Genomic DNA, 23,933 nt, shown 5'->3' with positions numbered 1-23,933 from the left:
TTGCTGAATTTTATACGTCTAATCCTATAATATCACTTATATGCGCATAACCTTCTGTTTTAAGATATTTTGCCAAGTTCTTATTTAATTTTTTAGTAAGACCTGGACCTTCAAATACTAATGCACTATAGAGTTGTACCAGTGAAGCACCATGGCGCATCATTGTAATAACGTCATTTGTATTAAATATACCACCAGTACCAATAATTAAAAACTGACCATTTGTTTGTTTGTAAGCATAAGAAATGAGTTCTAGATTACGCTCAAATAGTGGTCTACCACTTAAACCACCAGTTTCATGTTGATTGTCAGAATGTAACTGTTCACGTTTTTGAGTGGTATTAGCTAAAATAATGCCATCAAAAGTTTCAACGATAGGGTCCAACATACGACCTAAACTATCTAAATCAAGATCTGAAGTCAGCTTGATAAAAATAGGAACGTTGATATCGTGACTGTCTTTATATGATTGAATTGCAGAACAAAGCTGTGAGAATTCATCTTTGTCATGGAAGCTTTGTAAATTTTTAGTGTTAGGTGAGCTAATATTCACAGTAAAGAAAGTTACATCATTTCTAAATGTATCAATTACTTTTATATAATCTTGATAACGTGATTCATAATCAGTAAATTTATTCACGCCCACATTCAAACCTACAGGTATTTGATAGCTATATTTACGTAAGTTACTAAGTGCCTTATTCATACCTAAATTGTTGAAGCCCATACGGTTAATTAAAGCATTATCCTCAACTAATCGGTACATACGTGGTTTTGGATTACCAGGCTGTGGTTTAGGTGTAACACCACCGAGTTCTATTGCACCAAATCCTGCTTTTTCTAAAGCTTTAGGAACTTCACAAGATTTATCAAAGCCTGCTCGCAAGACCAATTGGATTGTTAAAATGAATACCATGAATTTTTTGATGTAGGGCCGCATGCTCATAATGAAATAATTGTTCGATGACTGGTAATAATTTAGAATGTTTTTGTACGAATTTCAGTGCGTCGATCGTCATACCATGTGCTTTTTCAGGATCATATTGAAATAAAATAGGTTTGATTAGTTTATACATGAGATTATCACTCCGTTAATCGAATTTTATTAGTATTGAAAATATGTATTTAAGCCAAAAGTTAATTTATATTGTTGGCCATATTGAAAATGATGTCTTTAATAGACTAGCATTTTACTGAATATATGCCTAGAGTAAATCAAGATAATTTTAAGAAGTGTCACATAAAATGTATGACAATAAGCATTATTGATTAATATATGTTGAAAACGGTAATAATAATGAAGTAACGATATTATAGTTGAAAAGTTATGGAGGGGTACAAATGAAACAAGAATGGCAAGCACAACTTCCATTAAATCATATAGAATCTATATCATCTGTTGGTGGTGGAGATGTGAATGAAGCATTTCAAGTGAAAACGCCCGATGAAACTTATTTTTTACTCGTGCAACGTGATCGTAATGAAGCGTTCTTTGCAGCAGAGATTGCAGGTTTAAACCTTTTTGAGCAAGCTCAAATTACTGCGCCTAAAGTAATTGGGAGTGGAGAAATTAATGGCGATGCTTATTTATTATTAACCTTTTTAGATGAAGGTACGACCGGTAGTCAAAAAGAATTAGGACAGCTTGTTGCGAAAATGCATAGCCAACAATCAGCTGGAAAATTTGGCTTTGATTTACCTTATGAAGGCGGAGATATTTCATTTGATAATAGCTGGACAGATTCATGGACAACATTATTCGTGGAACGCCGTCTGGATCATTTAAAAGATGAATTATTGCGATTAAAACGCTGGACAGATGATGATGCTCAAACATATGCACATGTACGTAAGGTCATTATAGAGGCGTTGAATCAACATACAAGCAAACCATCCTTGTTACATGGAGACTTATGGGGAGGCAACTACATGTTCTTGGAAGATGGTTCGCACGCGCTATTTGATCCGGCACCATTATATGGTGATAGAGAATTTGATTTAGGTATTACTACTGTGTTTGGTGGTTTTACTCAAGCATTTTATGATGAATATAATAAGCATTATCCATTGAGCGATGGCGCAGAGGCACGCTTAGAATTTTATAGACTTTATTTATTAATGGTGCACTTAGTAAAATTTGGAAATATGTATGCGAATAGTGTTGATCGCTCAATGCAACAAATTTTAAATGATTGATATAAGTAACTGCATATTGTGAAACTTAGAAATAACAAACGGCTGTGCGCTTTGATATGAAAGCGCACAGCCGTTTTTTGTGAATATTTATTATATAGTTATAAATTTAATTTAAATCTAAAGTACCCATATTTTCACGTAATTCATAGACTTTATCTGGCGTAATGTCTTCACCTAAAGGGTCAACGACTTTCAAAGTTGAGAATGTGTTAACAACTTGTCCACGAATCATTTGTAAATATTCTTGTCTTAATACATGTTGTTCTTGTTTTTCTTCAATGCTCAATGTTTCAACTTTTTCTTTATTTGCGAGTATATTAATTCTATCTAATAATGTCATAATTTTTTCCTCCTGTAATTCATGAGGTGGAAAGTGTGGAATAATATAATTTCCTACCTCTGTTAATATATTTTTATAAGTTCTTTCATTTTCAACTAAATGTAGCATGATATGATTTGTACCTATACGTTCATATGATTTTAATATTTTTATTAAAGTATTTCTACCTAAGCGATAACCACCTTTAATAGGTTTAACCAACTCATTTGGATTCGTCGACAAATCGATAACAAGTGGATGCATAAAAGGTTTGAATACATCGTTTTGATGCCAATCTTGTAATAATTTCTTTTGCTGTTGAAAATCTTGTGGGTAAAACATCCAACCATCCATGTGCGCTTTTAACCAAGATATATCTTGGTTTGAATACCCAGTAGCAAACATTGGAATATGCTTATGTTTTGGTAATATTTGTAAACCGGCATCCTCATATAATTCAAATATAGAATTTGAGATTTGTGGCGAATGTGTTTTCCATAAATCATTTATAGAGGTTATCGCTGTTTGAAATTGCTCAGTTAAATGGTCTGTATTTACTTTAAAAGCTGGAAATTCGAATGATCGATCTCCTGTAGCAACACCTAACAATAATCGCTCATTTGAAATCAAGTCAAGAGAAGTAGCGACTTTCGCTATATGAATTGGATGACGTAATGTAGCAACAATACTAGATGTTCCGAGAGCGATTTTCGATGTCTTGGCGCTGAGATAAGTTAAAAATACAAACGGATCGTAGTTTGTCGTTACATTTCCTAAATGTGGGCTATAAAGCGGACTGTCCCGTACAAAAAGGCTTGTAAATCCAAGTGTTTCAGCGTATTGTGCTAAATCAACTTGATGTTCCAACGACAATGCGATGTGTTCAGAATTATCAAAAGGTAACGTTAAGCCTAACGTCAAATGATCCTGTTGAAAAGTCCGTTTGAAACCATTGTGTTTTTGAATTGTTGTCACGTCTATCCCTCCTAACTTTAGTTAAGCAACAAGTATTAACTAACTAACACCTGTTGCTTAAATGTATTGTATTACGTTATGAAATATAATGCAAACAACATGTTTATCGATTTATTGTTTAAACGACATAAGGAGAAATGTGTTGTTTTGAAAGTGATACTATTTTCGAAGATAGGGTATAAGCTAAGAATATACTATTAAAAAAACTTATAAATTAAGGTGATATATTTTCAAAAGCTAATATTAACATTTGATTATTTTTGAAAATTTCTTTAAATTTTAATAGTATAATATATTTTGATGGAGGGTTATTTATGTTTACAAGAAAAATGATAGGTAGTATAGCTTTTTCTTTAGTAATGTTATTCGCAATTGCACCATTTAGTAGTTTTGCGGCTACGGATACGCAAAATAACGATACAACAACTCAGCCAACACAAACGCAACAAAATGATAATACAACTAATAATCAATCATCAGAAGTTATGCCAAGGGTCATATTACCTGATGAAGATAGAACACAAATTGAAAATACCACTACAGGTCATTATCAATCAGTAGGCTACATGAATATGGGATCAAATATAGCGACAGGTGTAGTCATCGATAAAAATACTGTATTAACAAATAAGCATGTTGCTAATCTTTCAAACGGCGATATGACATTTGCACCTGCGGCTAAAAATGAAGGTTCATTTCCGTATGGTGAATTTACGGAAAAAGATGTCCAACCTTATCCTGGTCAAGAAGATTTAGTACTTGTACATTTCAATACCAATGATGAAGGGCAGTCTGTAGGTGATGTAGTACAACCTGCAACAATCCAAGATGCATCAAGTGTTAGTAAAGGTGATCCTGTGACAGTAACTGGCTACCCGGGTGATAAATCATTAGCTACAATGTGGGAAAGTAAGGGGGAAGTACTGACAAATAATGGCACGCAACTTACATATGGTGCGAGTACATTTGGCGGCAACTCTGGTTCTCCAATCTTTAATGCGAATAATGAAGTAGTAGGATTACATTACGGTGGCGTAGAAGGCGAAAGTAACAATGGCGTCGCGTTAACTGGTGATGTACTAGACTTTATTAATGAAAACAAAAAATAGTTTTTTGAAAAATATTAAGCCTCTAGAGCAAATATGCATTGCTTTAGAGGCTTTTTTGTATAATTTATTTTAATACTTGGCTCATAAACAAAGGTAGTGCTTTTTCGATATAGTTACGTGCAGAAGTATTACTCGTATGAAACCAATGTTTAGCTGTGCCATATAGCCCCCAAGATAAAAAGCGAGCACTCGTAGCTAATGCTTCTCTGTCTTCAGTTGGATGTTTTTGTACAATTAACGTTAAGAAAATATCTTCCAGTTCTTCTTTCACTCTCTTTTCAACTACTTCACCATATGCGACACTATTTAATTTACATTCATTATGTGTTTCTTCAATATAACTCGTAATTGTGATGAACGTTTTGCATAATGTTTCATCATTAAGTTCAGAAGATAAGGTTAAGTTATCGTTTAAATTTTTAAGAATGGTTTCTGACAATGTGTAGTCCATAATGTCATATTTATCATAAAAGTGAGCATAGAACGTAGCACGGTTAACAGTTGCGCGTTCAGTTATATCCTTCACTGTAATGGTTTGTAACTTTTTTTCTTTAGCAATGTCACGAAAGGCATCCATCAATAATTTTTTTGTTCTAGTAATTCGTGGATCAATATGTGTTGTCGTCATTGACTTCGCACCTCCTTAAATAAGTTGCAAATAATATAATTTATACAAATTATCTGGCTTTAGTTCATGAATGTCAATGTGCTTGATTTGTAATGAGTAAAAATAAATATAAAATTGAACATTAAAAATAAGGGAGTGGGACAGAAATCTAATTTTTCTAATAAAATTTCGTCGTCCCACCCCGGCACAGCTGACTAGAATTGAAAAAAGCTTGATATAAGCGCATTTTCAATTCAGTCAGCCACTGCCAATATAAAAAACTGAGGCTAAGACATGTGATATGTCCCAGCCTCTTATTTATGGCTAGATAAAGTATATATCTAAATATATTATTTTTTATATTTATTGAGCAATTCTTTCCCATTTTGGTATAATATGGCTTCTAAAGTTGAACTTGAGACAATGTCATTTTCTTCTAGTTGCTCTGAAAGTACATGAACTGCTTTATGTGGCGTGTATGGCGAATCAGAGCCATATATAATTTTGTTTTCATCGGCCCAAGGTAAAAGGTTAGCCAACTGATAAGGAATCACAATACCGACCAAATCGAAATGAAGGTGTTTCATTACTTGCTCCAAATCATCAGTGTTGTTGCTATGATTAAACGTTTCATTACCTATCTTCACACGTTGCGCTATGATTGGTAATACAGCCCCACCATGAGGGACAATCCATTGAATATGAGGATACTTACTAAAAACGTTTTGCTGACTCATATAAATAATTGTACGGGTCGTATCAAAAATAAATTCCATTAAAGGTGGCAAGATCACATCTTTCATGACCGCTACACTTGGCTTTGGTTCATTTGGATGGATTGCAACAATCGCATGTCTAGCATTTAATTTAGCTAGTACATCGTCAATCACTGGCTCACCTAGATAAATACCTCTCGCATTTGTAGGTAATGTGAAACCTAAAGCGTTGTGTTTATCTAGTGCATGGTCAATGGTTTCAATACTTTCTTCCACAAATGGTAATGGTAATGTTGCGAGAAATCCTAACTTATCAGGATGTTCTGCCACAATTTGAGCGCCATATTGGTTCACTTCTTCTGTAAGTGGCAAGATATCTTCATCAAGTGCGAGCACTAATATGTGGGCTAGAAATAGATAACACGCCAAATTCAATATCTAAAGCACGCATTAGTTTCAGATATGCATCCACTGAAAAAGTGGGCGTGGATATGCCATCGCCTTTACCTTTAAAACATTCATCTAAATAATCATTGTAACCAGGTGAAATATAATGCGCATGCCAATCTATTTTTTTCATTGATAACACTTCCTTTAATTTTTATAATTAGCACATGTTCTATAAATTTAATTACAGGTTTTTAGTAACACGTTAGCAAATTCATTAGCTTTTTAAACGTAGCCTAAACGATCAAGCTTATGTTTGTATCATTTAAATAAAAAATTTCATAATAACTCTTCAAATTTTTAATTACTATTGTAATTGTTCCCTGTTTTTTATTATTTTAAATATTTCATATTTGAATTATTAATATGGTTTTTGGTGTGAATATGGGTTAGTTATTGTTATTAATACCATGTTAAAAAGTAGTATGATAGTAATGTAGCAAGATTTCGAAATAAAGAATTGGAAATATCGCAAAGTTTAAGAGGAATATTTTGTTATAGCAAATTTTAGTATTAGTTATAATTTTAAGGTTTGAAATGAGCAAGCACGTCTAAAATATTTTGATTGGAGTGAAGCATATGAGTAAAAAGATTATTATGGATTGTGATCCAGGACATGATGACGCAATTGCTTTAATTTTAGCTGGTGCAAAAAACAGCTCACTTGATGTCTTAGCAGTAACTACAGTGGCAGGTAATCAATCTGTTGAAAAAAACACAAAGAACGCATTGAATGTGCTTGAAGTTATGGGGAGAGGAGATATCAATGTCTCAGTTGGTGCAACACGTCCGTTAATTAAGCCAGCTTCATTTGCCTCGCAAATTCATGGCAACACTGGTTTGGATGGTCCAAAATTACCTGAAGTACCGTCTCTTAAACCTACGCCTGATCATGTTGCTGATGTCATTATTAAAACATTAAAGCAAAGTGAAGCACCAGTTACCATTGTTGCGACAGGCCCATTAACTAACATAGCAACTGCATTAATTAAAGATCCAAGTATCACGCAATATATCGATTCTATAACAATCATGGGAGGCGGTACGTTTGGGAGGCTCTACCCACAAACCCCATCTAAACTTTATAGTCTATGTGCGTGACGCTCATTGAGTTAGGGGTGCGATTTTTACCGTGGCCATGTCCTCGATAGAAATTATAGTCAATATTAGATATTGAGGCGTTTATCAAATCTTCTTTATCGTTGCTTGGCCATCTTATCCCACAAATTAAGTATGAGGTCGTGAGTGGCCTCTATTTGTTTATGGTTGTCTTTGTTTTCCTTTTTCCTTAGTTGCTGTCTGTTGTGCTTGGTCGAGCAGGTCGTCAGTTTCTTTGATTAGAGACTGAAACTCTTCATCACTCATTAAGTCCATAGCCCATGCTTGCTCGGTACTTCTTACGCTGTCTCTTAATCTTGTCTACATCAATGACGCTTTGCTCTTCCTGCTCTTCTGTGTCCTCGACATTGACCTCTATTTCGCCGTGCTGAATAAAATCAATGAAAGCTCTCTCTACTTCTTTTGATTGTATCGTGATGTTCTCGGCTGACTTATCGCTCCGACAACGGTCACAAATGTAGCGTTCGTCATAATCAACTGAGCCGTCCCTTTTTGTCCGTTTGCTGGTGTTGAGTGTGAGCGAGTGGGCACAATTAGGGCAGGTCAGCTTGCCTCTGAAAATAGCAGTGTGCTTAATACCTCGTGAGTGTGTGCGTTGTGAAATGCTTTGCATGTAGATTGTATAATCCTCTTCACTGATGACAGGCTCGTGCGTATTCTCGACGTACACATCGCCTATATGCGTGTGGCCACGAGAAACAGGCGACGTCAGAACGTAGCTAATCACTGACTTATCCCAGCGCTTGCCTTTAGGTGGGTTGTATATTGAGTTGTTAAGCTCTTCTGTAATACCTCTTATGCTGACGCCAGCTTTTGCCCTGCTGACGATATAATCCACGATTTCTTTTTTGTCATTAGGGTAGAGTTTACCCTCAATCTTGTCATAGAAGAACGGGGGCACAGTTGTGTACACCCCTTTTTCTGTTGCTATGCGACGCCCTTGTGTTGTTCTCTCAGTAATTGTTGACCGTTCCCATTCGGCCATAGCACCTACCGGCGTTATGAACAACTTACCTATTGCGCTTGTGGTGTCGAATACCTCAGTTGCTGAACGGAATTTAACGTCTTTTTCTTCAAATGTATCAAGCAGGCTCATAAGGTCACGCACTGAGCGTGTAAGTCTATCTAGTTTGTAGACTAGCACGAGGTCAAACTCGTCTAATCTGTTGAGTAAGTTTTGCAGACCTGCTCTTTTGGTATTGCCGGCAGATTGCCCGACGTCCACAAAGAACTCGAAATTGTCCCAATCATGAACTTGGCAATATGCTTTCAAGCGTTGCTCTTGACCCTCGATAGAATAACCCTCATTGGCCTGCTCTAAAGTGGAAACTCTTGTATAAATTGCAACTTTTTTCATAATATCGAAACCCTTTCTAAAATATAACTTAATTTAATTATCACAGAACACTGTTGAATTCAACCCTTTAAATCTGAAATAGTATTTGCTAAAGTGTTACATGCTTGACTAAAAATTCTGAAAAGAGGGATTGAATTTATGAAAAAGGGATTATTTGGGTGTTTAGGCTGTCTCGGTGTTGTGGTTGTAATTGTCATCATAATTGCTGTGATTGCAACCGTTTTTGGTGGTGGCGATAGCTCCGGCTCTAACAAAGATGAAACGAAAGACGCCAAAATAGGCGAAAAAGTAAAAGTTGATGACCTTGAGTACACAGTTAACAGTGTTGAAACGGCAGACTCAGTAGGTAATCAATACGTTTCAAGTAACGCTGACGGCAAATACATAGTTGCAGATGTTACAGTTAAAAATAATGGCGATAAAGCTATTACTATTGATACAGAATTGTTTAAAATAATTGATGGCGACGCAACAAATGGTGCAGATGCCTCAGCATCTACTGACGCCAACACGTCAGCCTCAGACCCGAGTGACATTGGTTTCTTTTTAGAAAAACTTAACCCTGGTAATGAAAAAACAGGTAAAGTAGTGTTTGATGTATCTGAGTCAACTGCTCAATCAGATAAGACAAAAATGCAAGTCAAATCAGGCATGTTCGGAAATCAAAAAGCTAACATAAAACTGAATTAATACATTTTGACCTCACATACTATGTGGGGTTTTTTGTTGTTTAAAAATCACAAGCTCTTAAAAAATTAATATAGCCGTCAGGTGTTCTCAGTTGTGGCTCTGTGAGATATTGGTCAATGCCACTAGCAAGACAATCCTCGAGCCGGTACATAGAGACACGGACGGCTTTAAAACTTATATTGAAAGTATTTGCTATTTCATACGAGCTTTTCCTCCTATATTCGTAGCGTTTATGCAATGGAAACAGCAAATTTCCTGCAAATGTATCGGCCTCAAATTCTTCTTTTGTGTACTCAATGTCAGACTTATCAGGGTCATATATAGACTTTCCTGTATGGTTTAGTTTGACGTGACCGTATTCGTGAGCAAGCGTAAAACGTAATCTCTTTGAGTATCTCAAGGCATTATATACAATTATAGATTTTCTCCCTTTTCTAAAATGAAATGCCTCATAAGATTGGCCAATTTTGGAAACATCTGACCTGCTGATACCTGACAATTTAGCAAATTCGCCGAAAGTAAATAATTCGACATCAGGGTCGCTGTTAATAACCCCTTTTATATCTATTGGAAATTTATTCTCATATCCAAGTATCAGATTTGCAGTTTCTATTGCACGCGTAAACGCCTCATTTTCTTCATAATTCAAATGTAAAACTCCCTTAACGATTAGTTACTTATCATCTTTTGTCATTTCTTCCCAATTTTCAAAGAACGCCTCAAATACTTTGATAGCTTTTTTCCTATCTTCTTCGCTCATGTTTTGAGCAAGACGTTGCATGATACGAATATCCTGAGACATTTCAATGTCAGATGGTTCTGTTGTATCGTCGGCTAAAAATTCCAAAGAAACATTGAAGTAGTTTGCGACTTTCTTTAAGTTCTCTACGCTAGGGCTACTTTTAGCCCAACGTTTAATTTGCCCGTTAGAAATACCAGTTTCACGTTCTAAGTGAGCTATAGAAATTCCTTCTTTATCACACATGTTTTTTATTTTCTCATATAAATTCAAAATTTTTTGCTCCCTTTAAAACACTGTCATATCAACGGTTAGCTAATTCTCTAACTACTCCAATAGCGAAAAAGCTAAAATTAATTGTTGCATTATAGCTAATTCTCTATTATAGTATGACATGTGCTATTGATTAGCTTACAAACACAGCAAATAGATATTTAGTTCTCCAAAACGTAAATTTCAATTATAAGGCTGTTGTTGTAAGGTTTTAACACGTAGCAACTAAAAAGCAATACTCAAAAAATGCAACCCCATCCAACGGGATAAGTATGTCTAATTAGCTAATTACTACATTTTTAATATTAGCATATTAGCTAATTCGGTGTAAAGAGTTTTTAGTAACATTTTAGAGTATACGCTAAAAAGGAGGTAAAAAATGAGCAGTTTCGGTTCAGATGTATTTGAAGAGCTTGAACGTAAAGGCATAACACAAAGACAGTTAGCTCAAGCGTTAGGCATATCAGCGCCATACTTAAACGACATATTAAATGGGCGTCGAGAGGCTACATTGCAGAAAGAACGAATTAGAGCGTATCTAAAAGAAAAAGAGGTGGCTAAGCATGGCCAACGATAAGAAAAGTCCTGAAGAATACATGCCTCAAAGAGTAGCTCAGTTTTGGTATGAGTTTATGAAAGCGAGGGGCTATGTATAGTGAAAACTCTAACAACAAGTTTTTATACAGTAACTTTGTCAGTGGCTATCGGTTTAGCAGTTGCGATGATGTTCGATGTTTATATCGGGACAGTTGTCTCATTTGCAGTCGGGGCTATGACAGAGCTCACATTCTCAGAAATGGAAGAAAACAAAAAAGGCCTCACTCGCTCCAACGAGTAAGACCGAGCATTAAGAAAATTAATTGTACGAACATTGTAAATCAAATTAGGAGGTAGCGCAAATGCTAACTAAAGAAATCAAGGACATGTCAGAGAACGAAATCACAGAATTATTAAGCGATAAAACTAAAGAGTTGTATGAACTTGTAAACCAAATCAATAAAGAAACAGAACACACAGCTGTGACCTTAGCACATGCTCGGGCTTGCCCAAGACCTTGAAGAGGGTACGCAAATAATCGGACAAGGGGCAATGGTCGGAAGTTCCCAACACCTAACAGCTCTACTAAGCAAAGACGAAGATATGGAGCAAATAGCATATTTACTAACAATGCAAAGTATCGTATCAGAAATGCAAGAGGAGGCTGACGAGTAATGTTAGAAACTATCCTACAAGAAATCAGAGACGAGTTGAAACGTTCTAACGATTTGAAATCTAAACAATTGCAGGACTTCACGAACACAGCCGAAGAGCCAGCAGGTTGGACGCAGTTGCCAGCCGAAGAGCAAGAAGAAAAGCCAAAAGCAGAGGCGAAAGCTAAGGAAGAACCTAAACAAGAAGAGGCACCGGCAACAGCTGAGGCACCTGACGAGGCTACATTCAAGAAAGCTATTGCTCAAATCATCAAAAGTGGTACTAAAGAGCAAAAAGACAAAGTTAAGGCTCTAATCAAAGAGTCAGGCGCCTCTAAGGTAAGCGACGTTCAAGCTGACAAGCGTCAAAGCATTATAGACGCTATTGAGGCGATGTAATGACTTCACAAAACCACTCAAGCAGAAAGCACGCATATTTGTCAGCGAGTAGTGCCAATCAGTGGTTGAACTGTCCTCCCGAGCATTAAAGCAAGTGAGGGCATAGGCGACAAGACAACAACATTTGCAGAAGAGGGAACATTCGCTCATGAGCTGTCAGAGCTGTATTTCGTAAGGCTCTATGATGGCATGACTGAGGATAAGTTCCAGCAAGAACTAGAACGCTACAAGCAAAACGAATACTACTCAGAAGAGTTAAGAGAATACGTTGAGCAGTACGTCGATATTGTCGAGGAAAAAGTCAACGAGGCAAGAGCTCAAGACGAGCCTATCCTGTTTTTTGAACATAGACTTGACCTCACAAGATACGTACCTGAGTCATTCGGTACAGGCGACGTAATCATCTACTACAACGGCACAGTTGAGATTGTAGACCTCAAATTCGGCAAAGGCGTCGAAGTGTCAGCCCTTAACAATCCGCAGTTAAGGCTGTACGGGCTAGGTGCCTATGAGCTACTCAAAGACTTTGAGGACATTCACACAATCAAGACAACAATCATACAGCCGAGATTGCACAACGTGTCATCTGAGAGCATGACAGCTGACGACTTAGTCAGTTGGGGGCTTAACGTAGTTAGGCCTCAGGCACTAAAAGCTATAGAGGGCAAAGGCGAGTTTAAACCAGGCAATCATTGCCGATTTTGTAAGATACGCCACTCATGCAGAGCTAGAGCAGAGGCAAACTTGAACGCCGACAAAGAGCAGACGACCCCAACGACGCTCACTGACGACGAGCTTGCTGAGCTACTTCACAAACTACCTGATATTAAACGCCGGGCTAGTGATGTTGAAGATTATTGCAGAGAACAGGCGCTTGAGAACAATCGCAATTTTGACGGCTGGAAAGTGGTCGAGAGCAGAGCAAGCAGAAAATATGTTGATAACGAACAAGTTTTTGAAAGGCTCAAAAAGCACTACGACCCTGATGAAGTATCAGAAACAAAAGTGTTAAGCATATCTAAACTAGAGAAACAAATCGGTAAGAAGAAAGTCGCTGAGCTATTAAGCGACCTAGTAGAAAAGCCACAAGGCAAACCGACTCTAGTGACTGAGGACGACAAACGTCAACCTATCACAAACAGTGCTGAAAGTGATTTTACTGAGTTTATTAATAAATAAAAGGCTACGGCCATTAATACTATATTATGCAACAAATCAAACTATATTATAAATCAAATTTAAAGGAGTTTTTCACAATGGCAGAACAATTAAAAACAAGAGTAATGGTATACGCAAGAGCAAGCTACGCACACATTTTTGAACCTCAAGCAATCAACGAGGGCGATGAACCTAAGTACAACGTGAGCTTAATTATCGACAAAAATGACGAGAAATCAATAAACAATATCAAAAAAGCAATTGAGAACGCTAAGCAAAACGGCAAGGAAAAATTCGGTGGCAAGATACCGACTAACCTTTCAACGCCTTTACGTGATGGCGACACAGACAGAGAGGACGACGAAGCTTACCAAAACGCTTATTTCCTAAATGCTAAGACGAAACGTAAACCTCAAGTATTAGATATGGACGGCCAACGCACTGACGACCCTGACGAGGTATACAGTGGTTGCTATATCCGAGTAACAGTTAACTTCTACCCTTATGTTGTATCAGGAAGTAAAGGCATAGCGTGTGGATTAGGCAATATCATGAAAGCTAAAGACGGCGAGCCACTTGCTCGGTGGAGGCGCTAAAGCAGAGGACGAGTTCGCAGAGTTTATCGACCTTGATAACGACAACCTAGATGAACTGTTTGACTAATCAATCAAGGGAGGCAACGTCATGACAGTAATGCACATTGATATTGAGACTTACAGTAGTTACAACTTGAAAGATACAGGGGCTTATCGGTACGCCGAGGCTCCTGACTTTGAAATATTAATCATTGCTTTTTCTATTGATGGCCAGCAAGTACAGGCTATTGATATGCACGACATAGATGACAGATTGTACAAACAGTTTAAATGGCACTTACTTGACCCATCAGTCGAGAAACGAGCTTTTAATGCGTCATTTGAGCGTGTTTGTTTAGCAAAGCATTTCAGAACAGCAATGCCACCTGACGAATGGGCTTGTGACATGGTCGACGCTACACGTGTTGGCCTGCCGGCCTCACTTGAAAAATGTGCAGAGGTGCTGGAAGTAGACGCACAAAAAGACAAAGCAGGTAAGGCCTTAATTAGATATTTTTCAGTTCCTTGCAAACCGACAAAAGTGAATGGTGGCCGAACTCGAAATTTACCTGAACATGACACAGAGAAATGGCAACAGTTTATTGATTACTGTATCAAAGACGTTGAGGCTGAAATGGCCATCGGCGAAGAGATATCAGACTTTGAGGTGCTACCTAGTGAGCAGGAATTGTGGACGATTGACCAACACATAAATGACAGAGGTGTTCACATTGACCGTCAGCTCATCGCTGGGGGCTTATGAACTAGATAAAATCAGCCAGGCACAACTCGCAGAACAAGCTCAAAAGCTGACAGGGCTCGACAATCCTAACAGCCAGCAACAACTCATGGCATGGTTTCGTGAGCAGGGCGTTAAGATTGAGAACTTGCAAAAGAAAACAGTCGGCGAGTACCTAGAGAAAACGTCAGGCAGAGCTCACAATATGTTAGAGCTACGACAGCAAATGAGCAAGACCGGCGTAAAGAAATACAACAAAATGTATGACATGGCATGTGAGGACGACCGTATTAGAGGCATGTTCCAATTCTTCGGAGCCGGCACAGGCCGATGGGCTGGTCGAGGCGTACAAATGCAGAACCTCACTAAGCACAAAATGACTGATGAAGAGCTAGACATAGCAAGAGAGTCAATCAAACAGCAGGACTTCGATTGGTTAGACCTAACACTCGAATATAGCTATCAGGATATACTCAGCCGGCTTGTCAGAACGACATTCACAGCTGAGCAGGGCTATCAGCTAGCTGTCAGTGACTTCTCAGCCATTGAGGCACGAGTCATTGCATGGTATGCAGGCGAGCAGTGGCGCTTAGATGTGTTCAATACACACGGCAAGATATACGAGGCCTCAGCGTCTCAAATGTTCGATGTTCCTGTAGAGAGTATCGGCAAAGACAGCCCTTTGAGGCAAAAAGGTAAAGTGGCCGAACTTGCACTCGGTTATCAAGGAGGAGCGGGCGCCCTCAAATCAATGGGAGCCCTAGACATGGGCATTGAAGAGGACGAGCTCAAGCCCCTAGTTGATAGCTGGAGAGAGGCAAACCCGAATATCAAGTCATTTTGGTATAACTGTCAGAACTCAGCAATCAAAGCTATTCGCAGTGGTAAGCCACAAATGGCAAACGGGGTTAAGTTCTACACTTATAGAGGCCACCTAATACTAGAGTTGCCAAACGGTCGCTGTATTGTCTACAGAGACGCAAAGACAGCGCAAAACAGCTGGGGCTCGACAGTCGTTGAGTTTCAAGGCTTAGACATAAATCGTAAATGGACGACAGTTAAAACATATGGAGGCAAGCTGGTCGAGAACATTGTACAAGCTACAGCACGAGACCTGTTAGGCGTATCAATGGCCAGGCTCGAGAAACAAGGCTACAAGATAGTGGCTCATGTGCACGATGAACTAATTCTCGAAGTACCTGACGACCAAGCACGAACATTTGAAAGATATAGAGGACATTATGAGCCTGCCTGTTGATTGGGCTGAGGGCTTGAACTTAAACAGCGACGGCTTTGTGAGTCCGTTCTACATGAAAGATTAAAAGGAGCTAACTAATGACTAAATTTTTAGAGATAGTTTTCCAAATAGCATTTTATTTATTAGTCGGTTTGGTATATGGAACAGCCCTTGTAGCGTTTCTGTTTGGGCTTATCCTACTACTTTTAATCGTTATCTTATAGGAGGTAAAACATGAGCGCACTAGATGGCGTGAGCGAGTGGGGCACTTACAAGGTGCCTGTCAAGCTCACTATTGAATACGAGGCAGAGGTCACTGTTACAGCGAATAACTGGGACGATGTCTCAGAGAAAGCAGACGAATATATAAGCGAATATTATGACGACATGGCAAGTGAAGTTATAGCCATGACTGGAAAATCAGAGTTGAAGAAATGGGAGGAACGATTTTAATGCACTTTGAGGGAAGAACCAAATACCCAACAACGCCAAACGGTGAGATTATATGGCTAGATGACGCAGACAGATTGAAATTAAAATCGCTATTCGTATCAATAGACGATGTTCAGGCAAGACTCGACAACGACTGGAAACCTTACGAGGCAATCAATTTCAGTATTAAATATAAATTGCACGACGGGCAAATTTGCTACACCCACAATACAGGCGAGCGCACGTTCTACATTCCCGCTGATGAAATGGAAAAGGCAGAAATTGAGGTCGGGCTTGACCCAAGAACAATTGCTAAACGTTTGAACAGAGGTTTTTCAGTACAAGAGGCACTGACAAAGGCACCTGTGACCAACGACTTTAATGAAGTGAAAAAGGACATTGAAGAGCAGAAAATCAAACAGCGTAAACAAGAAGAGCGCAGACGTAGAAAAATGGAAGAGTACAAAGCTCGTAAGTACAGAGAGCGTAAACCTCATTTATTCGATGGCACACCCCAACAGCACACGCCGGGCGAGTATACACAGCATTTAATGGAAAATAACATATTCCCAAAGGTGGTTAAATAATGACAACAATAAACATGTTAAATAAAGGCGATATAGTTTCTTTCGAGTACCCTATCGACTCAGGTTTTGAGGTTACAGCAGAAGTAACTGAGCTACACCATGATGTTATGAGAGCAACGGTCTACGATGGAACAGAAACGTATCACATAGACGACTCATTGAAAATTACAGTTATACAGCCATCTGAGACAGTTGAAGAGCAACACTATCAGAGCAATACTGATGACGGCATAGACCTCATTGACTTTTGGTACATGCAAATGACACCCGAAGAGTTTCAAGGTGCTATGAAGTCAAACCTGCAAAGATATTCAACTCGTTTAGGTCGTAAAGATGACCGTATAAAAGAGCTCAAGAAAATTGAGGATTACGCAAGACGCTACAGAGAGAAACTCGAGCAGGAGGCTAAATAATGAACTTTGATGAAATTACTGAAAAGCTGGGCGAATTTGAGCAGGAAATGCTCGAGTTGAGAAAAGAGAATAGACGACTCAGAGAGCAAAAGGGAAATCTCGAGGGCTTTGTCAGAGAACAGCAGAACAAACTCTCACATATTTATGAGGCGTCAGCTAAGGCACAATACGACGCTTTATTATGGCAGAAACGTTTTGAGCGTATAGAGGACTTTGTTGCATTTAAGCTGGAACTCACACCGAGCAAGCCTGCCGTACATGAGAGTTCGGTTTGAACTTATAGAGCTAAAGAAAAGAGAGCTACATGAACTATATCAAAACAGCCCTAGAGGCTAGGGGCGTAAGAGCTACCATAATTAGGAGGACACAACCAATGAGTAATTTAATAGATTTAACAAAGAAAATCGAACAATGGGCAGAGGATAAAGAATTGCACGAGGCAGACCCTAACAAGCAAATGCTTAAAGTAGTTGAAGAGATTGGCGAGTTAAGTCAAGGCTTAGTTAAGGGCAACTCAGAGCAAATCAAAGATAGCATAGGCGACGCATACGTCACACTTGTCATACTTGCATTACAGCTAGGGCTACCTATTGAGGATTGTACGGCCTACGCTTATGAAGAGATTAAAGACCGTAAGGGCGAAATGCGCAATGGTTCATTTATTAAGGAGGCTGACCTTTAACATCTAAAATAGAAGAGTTAAAAGCCAACCTATAAGAGCACCTATAAGGGTACAGAGAGCATATCCAATATTTAAAGTAGACTGTAAGAACCACTTTTTACCTTTAGTAGTTAGTCTATATTTTCCTGCATATGGTTTACCGAATATAGTCATATTTTCATGGGTTTGTACGCCTGTATGCAAAATATTAGTTTTTTCAAGCAGACCATCTTCTTCTATCAAGTCTAAATGCTTATAGTTGTCATTAATTTCAATTTTATCTTTAAAGTTAGCTTTTAATAATTTGAAGTAAAGCGACGGAGGCATAAAATAATCCAAGTCAATCAACCTTTCACATGATATTGATATTAGTATATCAGAAATACTGCTTGCAAGGTACTTAATTTTAAGGGGGCAAATAATGGCACGCTACACAGTTCAAGAGTTAGAGGATAATTTCCAACTAGCAAGGCACTACACAACGAAACTGAGAGACCGTAAGAGGCTGAAAGCCCTACAAATAAGATTAGGCCTCAGCACTGAGGATATGAGCCTAATAGAACAAGTTATTAAAGATGACAGCGACATCGTACCAAACGACTTTGCTGAACACGAACACATAGACCTAAACAAATAGAAAGGAGCAAAACAGCCATGCACGAGTTAGACAATATCGAGCCATTAGAAACATTAAAACACGATGGCAAAATGACATACGCACAAGCGACAAGCAGGCTATCAAGCTATTGGCGTAACACTGAGAAGAGCTGGAGCGAATTATTGCAAAAGCTCTCAGTGACTACTAGAACACAGGAAACTATCGCAGAATACAACACAATGAAAAAGGCTGAACAATCAGAAATTAAAGACGTGGGAGGTTTCGTCGGAGGTTATCTCAAAGAGGGCAAACGCCGTAAAGGCTATGTGATGAACCGTTCAATGCTGACGCTAGACATTGACTTTGCTGACGAGAACATGGACGAAATCATCGAAATGTTTTTCAGTCATGCCTATGCTGTCTACTCAACACATAAGCATAGAGCTACGACGCCACGCACGCGCTTTGTTGTTCCACTTAAAAGGCACGTTAACGGCGACGAGTATGAGGCTGTAGCACGTAAGGTCGCAGAGTCAATCGGCATTGATTACTTTGACGATACAACCTATCAGCCACACAGGCTCATGTATTGGCCAAGTACCGGCGCCGACGCTGAATATCTGTTCACGTACCAGGACGCACCTTTCATTGACCCTGACGACGTGCCGGCTGAATACAAAGACTGGAAAGACCCTCTCGAGTGGCCATATTCAGAACGTGAAACAGCAAGCTACAAACGCTTAGCTGATAAGCAAGGCGACCCACACAATAAACCTGGTATCGTTGGTGCGTTCTGTAGAGCCTACGACATACACGACGTAATAGAGCATTACTTGTCTGACGTCTACGAGCAATACGACGACACACGCTACACATATATAGGAGGCTCAACAGCTGGGGGCTTAGTTATCTATGAAAATGGCAAGTTCGCCTATTCCCACCACGGAACAGACCCGGCAGGGGGCGAGCTATGCAACAGCTTTGACCTATTACGTGTACACAAGTTCGGCATACAAGACGAAGAGACGCCCGAAGATACGCCAATTAATCGCCTACCATCTTACATTTCAATGCAGAAACTCGCACAGAACGACGGCGAAGTTAAAATAAACATGATGATGGAAACATACGAGGCTGAGGACGATTTCAGCGACTACATTGACAAGGCTGAACGTGACGAGCGTCGTGAGCACTACAAATGGGCGACACAGCTCGACGTGGATAAGCAAGGCAACGTATTGGCCACAACGCCTAACATCGGCTTAATCCTACGCCATGATGACAAGCTAGCGGGCAAGATTGCCTATGATGAATTTAACAATCGCTTGAGCATATTAGGCTCAACGCCGTGGCGCAAAGAGGACACAGTGAGCTATTGGCGTGACGCTGATGACGCAGGCCTGCGCATTTACTTAGAGCAGGAACACGGTATTTACAATAGAAGTAAAACAGATGACGCTGTGAATGAAATCGCTACAGAGAACAAGTTCCACCCTGTCAGAGATTACCTTGACGGCCTAGAGTGGGACGGTGTCGAAAGATTAGACACGTTATTCATTGATTATTTAGGCGTGGAAGATACAGAGCTCAACAGAGCTGTGACGAGAAAAGCATTTACGGCCGGCGTAGCTCGTATTTATCAGCCTGGCATTAAGTTCGACTACATGACGACGTTATACGGTGGTCAAGGTCAGTACAAGTCAACCGTATTGCGCAAAATGGGTGGCGCATGGTTCAGTGAGTCACTTACAAGCGTGACAGGCAAGGAGGCCTATGAGGCATTGCAGGGAACGTGGCTTATTGAAATGGCTGAGCTAGTTGCTACTAAAAAAGCAGAGGTTGAGGCTATTAAGCACTTTATCAGTAAGCAAGTTGACTCATTCCGTGTAGCTTACGGGCGACATGCTGAGGACTTCCCTCGTCAATGCGTATTCTTCGGAACAACGAACAAAATAGATTTCTTACGTGATGAAACAGGAGGGCGTCGTTTTTGGGCGTTAGCCGTAGATAAGCGCAACGCTAGCAAGAACATTAATGAGCTAGATGACCCGACACTTACTAAGCAGTTATGGGCAGAGGCTAAGCAGCGCTACAATGACGGCGAAAAGCTGTACTTGCCTAGTCACTTAGAGGGCAAAATGGGCGAGCGTCAGGCCGTACATACAGAGGAAAGTGTGTATCAAGGCATTGTAGAGGAATTTGTCGACACGCCTATCCCTTACACACAGGACTACAGCCGGCGTGACTTAGACCTAGACACGAAACGTGCCTATATTCAGTCAGGCAATCCTGATGTATTACCTCAAGAGCCAGCAGGCTATGAGTACAGAGACCGTATTTGCGTCTCTGAGGTATGGTGTGAATGTTTAGGCAAAGACAAAGGTAACTTCCCTAGAATGATACAAACGGAATTGAAATCAGTGCTAAAAAGTTTAAAAGGTTGGGAACCTTATACGGGAAATAATCGAGGCAGATTAAAATTTGGCATAGGATATGGAGCTCAAAAAGCGTTTTCAAGGGTCGAAAATGATTAAATTGTCAGACTTCTTGCGTTGCCCATGCGTTGCCCTGCTTTTTGGAGCTGGGACACGGGGCAAAGCCTTGAGCCTGTAAGCCTGGGAGGCTATCGTTGCCCTGGTTCCATAAAAACGGCCATCTTTTTAAAAAGCACTCACAGGCAATTTTCTGCGTTGCCCTACTTCTGGGACACGCAAGAAAACCTGCGTTGCCCTGGTTCCACTTGGTTGCCCTAAAATTTTAAGCAGGGCAACGGCCTCAGCCCTTATATGTCAAGGGGTTGAGTCCTATCGTTGCCCTGGTTCCATAAAAACTCCCATTGAGCTAAAGAATAGTGTATAGGGAATATAGAGAGTGTATTATTACATAGGCTACTCCCTAACACGTATTTTTATAAGTTTGGCGAAAAAATTTAGAGATTTTTGGGCAACGCAAGGGTTGAGCCTTACGGGGAGTAGGCGTGAGGGCAGTTTCAATGTAAAATTACATTAAAAACGGGTGTAAAACTACATTTTAGCAAGGAATTGATGAAAAAATGAGAGAAAGCAAAATCGAAGAATATCTCAAAAATGAAGTCGGGAAATATTCAGGGTTATGTCTGAAATTTACTTCATCTGTTTCAGGTGTTCCTGACAGGATTGTGATACTTCCTGAAAATAGAATTTATTTTGTTGAGTTGAAACAGGAAAAAGGTCGGCTCTCAAAATTACAAAAATATATGCACAGACAATTTGAGAAAAGGGGCGTACCTGTTTATGTTCCATATTCAAAAAGTGACGTCGATAAATTTATAAACGAGGTGGTCAAGAATGGCAATTGATTTTAAGCCATATGACTATCAGGCTTATGCGATAGATAAAATCATAGATAACAAAAGATTTGGTCTCTTTTTAGATATGGGACTCGGCAAAACAGTCTCAACGCTCACAGCAATTGAGCAACTCAAATATGATTATCTTGATGTAGACAAAGTGCTGGTCATAGCTCCTAAGCGTGTAGCAGAGGACACATGGGCACAGGAAGTCGAGAAGTGGACGCATTTAACTCATTTAGATGTTTCGCTTGTGCTCGGGCACACCTAAGCGACGAGAGCGAGGCGCTAGAGAGAAATGCAGACATATATGTCACGAACAAAGAAAACACGAAATGGATATGTGAAAGATTTAAAAAAGATTGGCCGTTCGATATGGTCGTGATTGACGAGTTATCTACTTTCAAGAACTCAGACAGCCAACGCTTTAAGATACTTAAAAAGAAATGGCCATTGTTTGATAGGTTCGTAGGACTTACAGGAACGCCAAGCACCTAAAAATATTATGGACTTATGGGCTCAGATATATTTGATTGATGGAGGCGAGCGTTTAGGAAAGTTCAAAACTCATTTTAGACAAAGATATTTTTATCCAACGCATAAGGTTGCTGAGCACACATTCAATTGGGAGCTGAAAGATGGTGCGAAAGATGAAATCTACAAAATGATTAGCGATGTAACTGTCAGCATGGAAAGTAAGGACTATTTGAAAATGCCTGAACGTGTCGACACAGTCAAAGAGGCTAAGCTAAGTAAAAAAGAAAGAGCCTTATATGACGAGCTAGAGCAGAACATGGTCATTGAGAACGACATAGACGACGATAAAGACATAGTGGCGTTAAACTCAGCCGACTTGAGCAATAAGCTGTTACAAATGTCTAATGGTGCCGTTTATGCTGATGATGGCTCTATTACTCACATACATGATAAGAAACTAGAAATGTTAGACGAGATAGTCGAAGAGTCACAAGGCCAGCCAATACTTGTTATGTATAACTACAAACATGATAAGGAGCGATTATTGGAACGCTACAGCTTTGCTGAGACCTTAGACAGTGACAACTATATGGAGCGCTTCGGAACAATGGCGAAATACAAATGCTTATCACGCACCCGGCAAGTGCGGGGCATGGACTCAATTTACAGTATGGAGGTTCAATCATGGTTTGGTTTGGCCTAACTTGGAACCTTGAATATTATGAGCAGGCCAACGCTCGACTTTACAGACAAGGGCAAAAGAAAACGACTGTCATTCATCATCTACTTACTGAGAACAGCATTGACCAAAAAGTCTATGAGTCACTCAAAAATAAGAAACTTGGTCAGAATGAACTTATGAACGCAGTAAAAGCACGTTTACTTTAATTCTGAGGCCTCTCAGCCTCCACACATTGAACATAAATACAAAATAGGATAATTACCCTACAAATAGATTAAAAGATAAAATAAGGAGTTTAAATTAGTTTATACGCTATGGAGGTTAAAACATGAAAATATATCAAAAGTTACTTGAGATTTTAATATACACAGTTTTTACAGCAATTATTCTAGGAACAGCACTGATAATACTAGGGTTGTTGCTTGTAGGAATACAAAACATTTACGCATTCTTATTCTAGGAGGCCAAATCATGCAAGAGTTGAAAAAGGTTGATTATGCAAAATTAGAGGACTATATTGAAAATTTAGACAGATACAGAGAAGAGTTGAAGTTCAGAGAATATGAGCTCATGAGTAATCATGAACCTGACAACCCTGAGGGTGGCAAAGCAAATTTTGTTAACAACCCAATTGAGCAACAGGTCATTAAATGTAACCAAGACGCACAATATAGACGCTTGCGGGACGTTGTGAAAGGTACTGAAAAATACTTAAATCAATGTGACGATGAAATAATCGAGATATACAGGCTTAAGTTTTGGGACAAGCCTTTTGATTGCAACACTTGGAACGCTATTGCTGATAGATACTACATAAGCCACTCAGGCATGAGACGATTTAAAACAGCACAGCTTGAAAAATTAGCAAAATTTATCGGTTATGTCTAAATTTGGTTTTTTTACCTATGGA

General features: G+C 39.2%; 25 protein-coding genes and 7 pseudogenes. 22 read left to right on the top strand and 10 right to left on the bottom strand.

The window, feature by feature from the left end:
• Positions 1-10: 10 nt before the first annotated feature.
• A pseudogene (locus ABLV90_RS02185) lies at positions 11-1,076 on the bottom strand (quinone-dependent dihydroorotate dehydrogenase).
• Between the two features lie 265 nt (positions 1,077-1,341).
• On the opposite strand from ABLV90_RS02185, the gene ABLV90_RS02180 reads away from it, so the two are divergent.
• Positions 1,342-2,196, top strand: a complete 855-nt coding sequence (locus ABLV90_RS02180; protein WP_460872053.1) for a fructosamine kinase family protein — start codon at positions 1,342-1,344, stop codon at positions 2,194-2,196.
• 106 nt (positions 2,197-2,302) lie between these two features.
• Here ABLV90_RS02180 and ABLV90_RS02175 read toward each other — a convergent pair whose 3' ends face one another.
• The gene (locus ABLV90_RS02175; protein WP_069817870.1) at positions 2,303-2,536 is read right to left on the bottom strand and encodes a DUF896 domain-containing protein; all 234 of its coding nucleotides are present in this window, start codon (positions 2,534-2,536) and stop codon (positions 2,303-2,305) included.
• 3 nt (positions 2,537-2,539) lie between these two features.
• A pseudogene (locus ABLV90_RS02170) lies at positions 2,540-3,490 on the bottom strand (LLM class oxidoreductase); the annotation flags it as partial.
• A 314-nt stretch (positions 3,491-3,804) separates the two neighbouring features.
• Between ABLV90_RS02170 and ABLV90_RS02165 the strand changes: the two are divergent.
• On the top strand, positions 3,805-4,599 hold the full coding sequence (locus ABLV90_RS02165; protein WP_069817872.1) for a trypsin-like serine peptidase: 795 nt from the start codon (positions 3,805-3,807) through the stop codon (positions 4,597-4,599).
• Positions 4,600-4,663: 64 nt separating this feature from the next.
• Here ABLV90_RS02165 and ABLV90_RS02160 read toward each other — a convergent pair whose 3' ends face one another.
• From ABLV90_RS02160 to ABLV90_RS02150, 3 genes are all read right to left on the bottom strand, one after another.
• A complete protein-coding gene (locus ABLV90_RS02160; RefSeq protein ID WP_460872052.1) occupies positions 4,664-5,227 on the bottom strand; it encodes a TetR/AcrR family transcriptional regulator in 564 nt (187 codons plus the stop codon).
• A 329-nt stretch (positions 5,228-5,556) separates the two neighbouring features.
• Positions 5,557-6,318, bottom strand: coding sequence for an amidohydrolase family protein (locus tag ABLV90_RS02155; RefSeq protein WP_460872051.1), 762 nt, complete (start codon positions 6,316-6,318; stop codon positions 5,557-5,559).
• A complete protein-coding gene (locus tag ABLV90_RS02150) occupies positions 6,305-6,502 on the bottom strand; it encodes a hypothetical protein (RefSeq protein WP_460872050.1) in 198 nt (65 codons plus the stop codon). Before ABLV90_RS02150 ends, ABLV90_RS02155 begins: the two co-directional genes overlap by 14 nt.
• 446 nt (positions 6,503-6,948) lie before the next feature.
• Here ABLV90_RS02150 and ABLV90_RS02145 point away from each other — a divergent pair.
• Positions 6,949-7,434: pseudogene (locus ABLV90_RS02145) on the top strand (nucleoside hydrolase); the annotation flags it as partial.
• A 292-nt stretch (positions 7,435-7,726) separates the two neighbouring features.
• Here ABLV90_RS02145 and ABLV90_RS02140 read toward each other — a convergent pair.
• Positions 7,727-8,845: a recombinase family protein gene (locus tag ABLV90_RS02140; protein WP_460872049.1), complete on the bottom strand. Its 1,119-nt coding sequence runs from the start codon at positions 8,843-8,845 to the stop codon at positions 7,727-7,729.
• A gap of 138 nt (positions 8,846-8,983) precedes the next feature.
• Between ABLV90_RS02140 and ABLV90_RS02135 the strand changes: the two genes are divergently transcribed.
• A complete protein-coding gene (locus ABLV90_RS02135) occupies positions 8,984-9,535 on the top strand; it encodes a DUF4352 domain-containing protein (protein ID WP_460872048.1) in 552 nt (183 codons plus the stop codon).
• 40 nt (positions 9,536-9,575) lie between these two features.
• Here the strand turns inward: ABLV90_RS02135 and ABLV90_RS02130 are convergent, their stop codons facing one another.
• Positions 9,576-10,184 carry an ImmA/IrrE family metallo-endopeptidase gene (locus ABLV90_RS02130; RefSeq protein WP_460872047.1) on the bottom strand — a complete coding sequence of 203 codons (609 nt, stop codon included), beginning with the start codon at positions 10,182-10,184 and terminating at the stop codon, positions 9,576-9,578.
• A gap of 24 nt (positions 10,185-10,208) precedes the next feature.
• The gene (locus ABLV90_RS02125) at positions 10,209-10,547 is read right to left on the bottom strand and encodes a helix-turn-helix domain-containing protein (protein ID WP_460872046.1); all 339 of its coding nucleotides are present in this window, start codon (positions 10,545-10,547) and stop codon (positions 10,209-10,211) included.
• A 379-nt stretch (positions 10,548-10,926) separates the two neighbouring features.
• Between ABLV90_RS02125 and ABLV90_RS02120 the strand changes: the two genes are divergently transcribed.
• From ABLV90_RS02120 to ABLV90_RS02060, 13 genes and pseudogenes are all read left to right on the top strand, one after another.
• Complete coding sequence (locus ABLV90_RS02120; RefSeq protein ID WP_081225179.1) at positions 10,927-11,124, top strand: helix-turn-helix transcriptional regulator; 198 nt, start codon at positions 10,927-10,929, stop codon at positions 11,122-11,124.
• A gap of 78 nt (positions 11,125-11,202) precedes the next feature.
• The gene (locus tag ABLV90_RS02115; RefSeq protein WP_081225178.1) at positions 11,203-11,385 is read left to right on the top strand and encodes a hypothetical protein; all 183 of its coding nucleotides are present in this window, start codon (positions 11,203-11,205) and stop codon (positions 11,383-11,385) included.
• Between the two features lie 61 nt (positions 11,386-11,446).
• Positions 11,447-11,605 carry a DUF2482 family protein gene (locus ABLV90_RS02110; RefSeq protein WP_460872045.1) on the top strand — a complete coding sequence of 53 codons (159 nt, stop codon included), beginning with the start codon at positions 11,447-11,449 and terminating at the stop codon, positions 11,603-11,605.
• Positions 11,580-11,759, top strand: coding sequence for a hypothetical protein (locus tag ABLV90_RS02105; RefSeq protein ID WP_460872044.1), 180 nt, complete (start codon positions 11,580-11,582; stop codon positions 11,757-11,759). The genes ABLV90_RS02110 and ABLV90_RS02105 overlap by 26 nt, the downstream gene beginning before the upstream one ends.
• Complete coding sequence (locus tag ABLV90_RS02100; protein WP_081225176.1) at positions 11,759-12,136, top strand: hypothetical protein; 378 nt, start codon at positions 11,759-11,761, stop codon at positions 12,134-12,136. The genes ABLV90_RS02105 and ABLV90_RS02100 overlap by 1 nt, the downstream gene beginning before the upstream one ends.
• Positions 12,136-13,315, top strand: a pseudogene (locus ABLV90_RS02095) (DUF2800 domain-containing protein). Before ABLV90_RS02100 ends, ABLV90_RS02095 begins: the two are co-directional and overlap by 1 nt.
• 77 nt (positions 13,316-13,392) lie before the next feature.
• A pseudogene (locus ABLV90_RS02090) lies at positions 13,393-13,957 on the top strand (DUF2815 family protein).
• A gap of 21 nt (positions 13,958-13,978) precedes the next feature.
• A pseudogene (locus tag ABLV90_RS02085) lies at positions 13,979-15,930 on the top strand (DNA polymerase).
• A 149-nt stretch (positions 15,931-16,079) separates the two neighbouring features.
• Positions 16,080-16,298: a hypothetical protein gene (locus ABLV90_RS02080; RefSeq protein ID WP_081225172.1), complete on the top strand. Its 219-nt coding sequence runs from the start codon at positions 16,080-16,082 to the stop codon at positions 16,296-16,298.
• Positions 16,280-16,864 (top strand): SA1788 family PVL leukocidin-associated protein, encoded by a 585-nt coding sequence (locus tag ABLV90_RS02075; RefSeq protein WP_460872043.1) that lies wholly within the window; start codon positions 16,280-16,282, stop codon positions 16,862-16,864. Before ABLV90_RS02080 ends, ABLV90_RS02075 begins: the two co-directional genes overlap by 19 nt.
• Positions 16,864-17,277 carry a DUF3310 domain-containing protein gene (locus tag ABLV90_RS02070; protein ID WP_081225170.1) on the top strand — a complete coding sequence of 138 codons (414 nt, stop codon included), beginning with the start codon at positions 16,864-16,866 and terminating at the stop codon, positions 17,275-17,277. Before ABLV90_RS02075 ends, ABLV90_RS02070 begins: the two co-directional genes overlap by 1 nt.
• Positions 17,277-17,552, top strand: a complete 276-nt coding sequence (locus ABLV90_RS02065) for a hypothetical protein (RefSeq protein ID WP_460872042.1) — start codon at positions 17,277-17,279, stop codon at positions 17,550-17,552. The genes ABLV90_RS02070 and ABLV90_RS02065 overlap by 1 nt, the downstream gene beginning before the upstream one ends.
• 98 nt (positions 17,553-17,650) lie before the next feature.
• The gene (locus ABLV90_RS02060; protein ID WP_081225168.1) at positions 17,651-17,959 is read left to right on the top strand and encodes a MazG-like family protein; all 309 of its coding nucleotides are present in this window, start codon (positions 17,651-17,653) and stop codon (positions 17,957-17,959) included.
• 3 nt (positions 17,960-17,962) lie between these two features.
• On the opposite strand, the gene ABLV90_RS02055 is transcribed toward ABLV90_RS02060, so the two are convergent.
• Positions 17,963-18,277 carry a hypothetical protein gene (locus ABLV90_RS02055; RefSeq protein ID WP_081225167.1) on the bottom strand — a complete coding sequence of 105 codons (315 nt, stop codon included), beginning with the start codon at positions 18,275-18,277 and terminating at the stop codon, positions 17,963-17,965.
• An 82-nt stretch (positions 18,278-18,359) separates the two neighbouring features.
• On the opposite strand from ABLV90_RS02055, the gene ABLV90_RS02050 reads away from it, so the two are divergent.
• The 5 genes and pseudogenes from ABLV90_RS02050 (at position 18,360) to ABLV90_RS02030 (ending at position 23,911) form a co-directional block, all read left to right on the top strand.
• A complete protein-coding gene (locus ABLV90_RS02050) occupies positions 18,360-18,575 on the top strand; it encodes a hypothetical protein (protein WP_081225166.1) in 216 nt (71 codons plus the stop codon).
• A gap of 17 nt (positions 18,576-18,592) precedes the next feature.
• Positions 18,593-21,070: a VapE domain-containing protein gene (locus ABLV90_RS02045; RefSeq protein ID WP_460872041.1), complete on the top strand. Its 2,478-nt coding sequence runs from the start codon at positions 18,593-18,595 to the stop codon at positions 21,068-21,070.
• Between the two features lie 518 nt (positions 21,071-21,588).
• Entirely contained in the window at positions 21,589-21,873 is a 285-nt protein-coding gene (locus ABLV90_RS02040) for a VRR-NUC domain-containing protein (protein ID WP_081225164.1), read from the top strand.
• A pseudogene (locus tag ABLV90_RS02035) lies at positions 21,863-23,229 on the top strand (SNF2-related protein). Before ABLV90_RS02040 ends, ABLV90_RS02035 begins: the two are co-directional and overlap by 11 nt.
• A gap of 265 nt (positions 23,230-23,494) precedes the next feature.
• Positions 23,495-23,911 (top strand): transcriptional regulator, encoded by a 417-nt coding sequence (locus ABLV90_RS02030; RefSeq protein WP_460872040.1) that lies wholly within the window; start codon positions 23,495-23,497, stop codon positions 23,909-23,911.
• The last annotated feature ends 22 nt before the right edge of the window (positions 23,912-23,933 follow it).

The sequence above is a fragment of the Staphylococcus sp. 2S1 genome (assembly GCF_046721335.1).
GTDB lineage: Bacteria > Bacillota > Bacilli > Staphylococcales > Staphylococcaceae > Staphylococcus > Staphylococcus equorum_A.
Note: the sequence above shows the minus strand (reverse complement) of the source record. Positions and strands in the feature narration are given on the sequence as shown.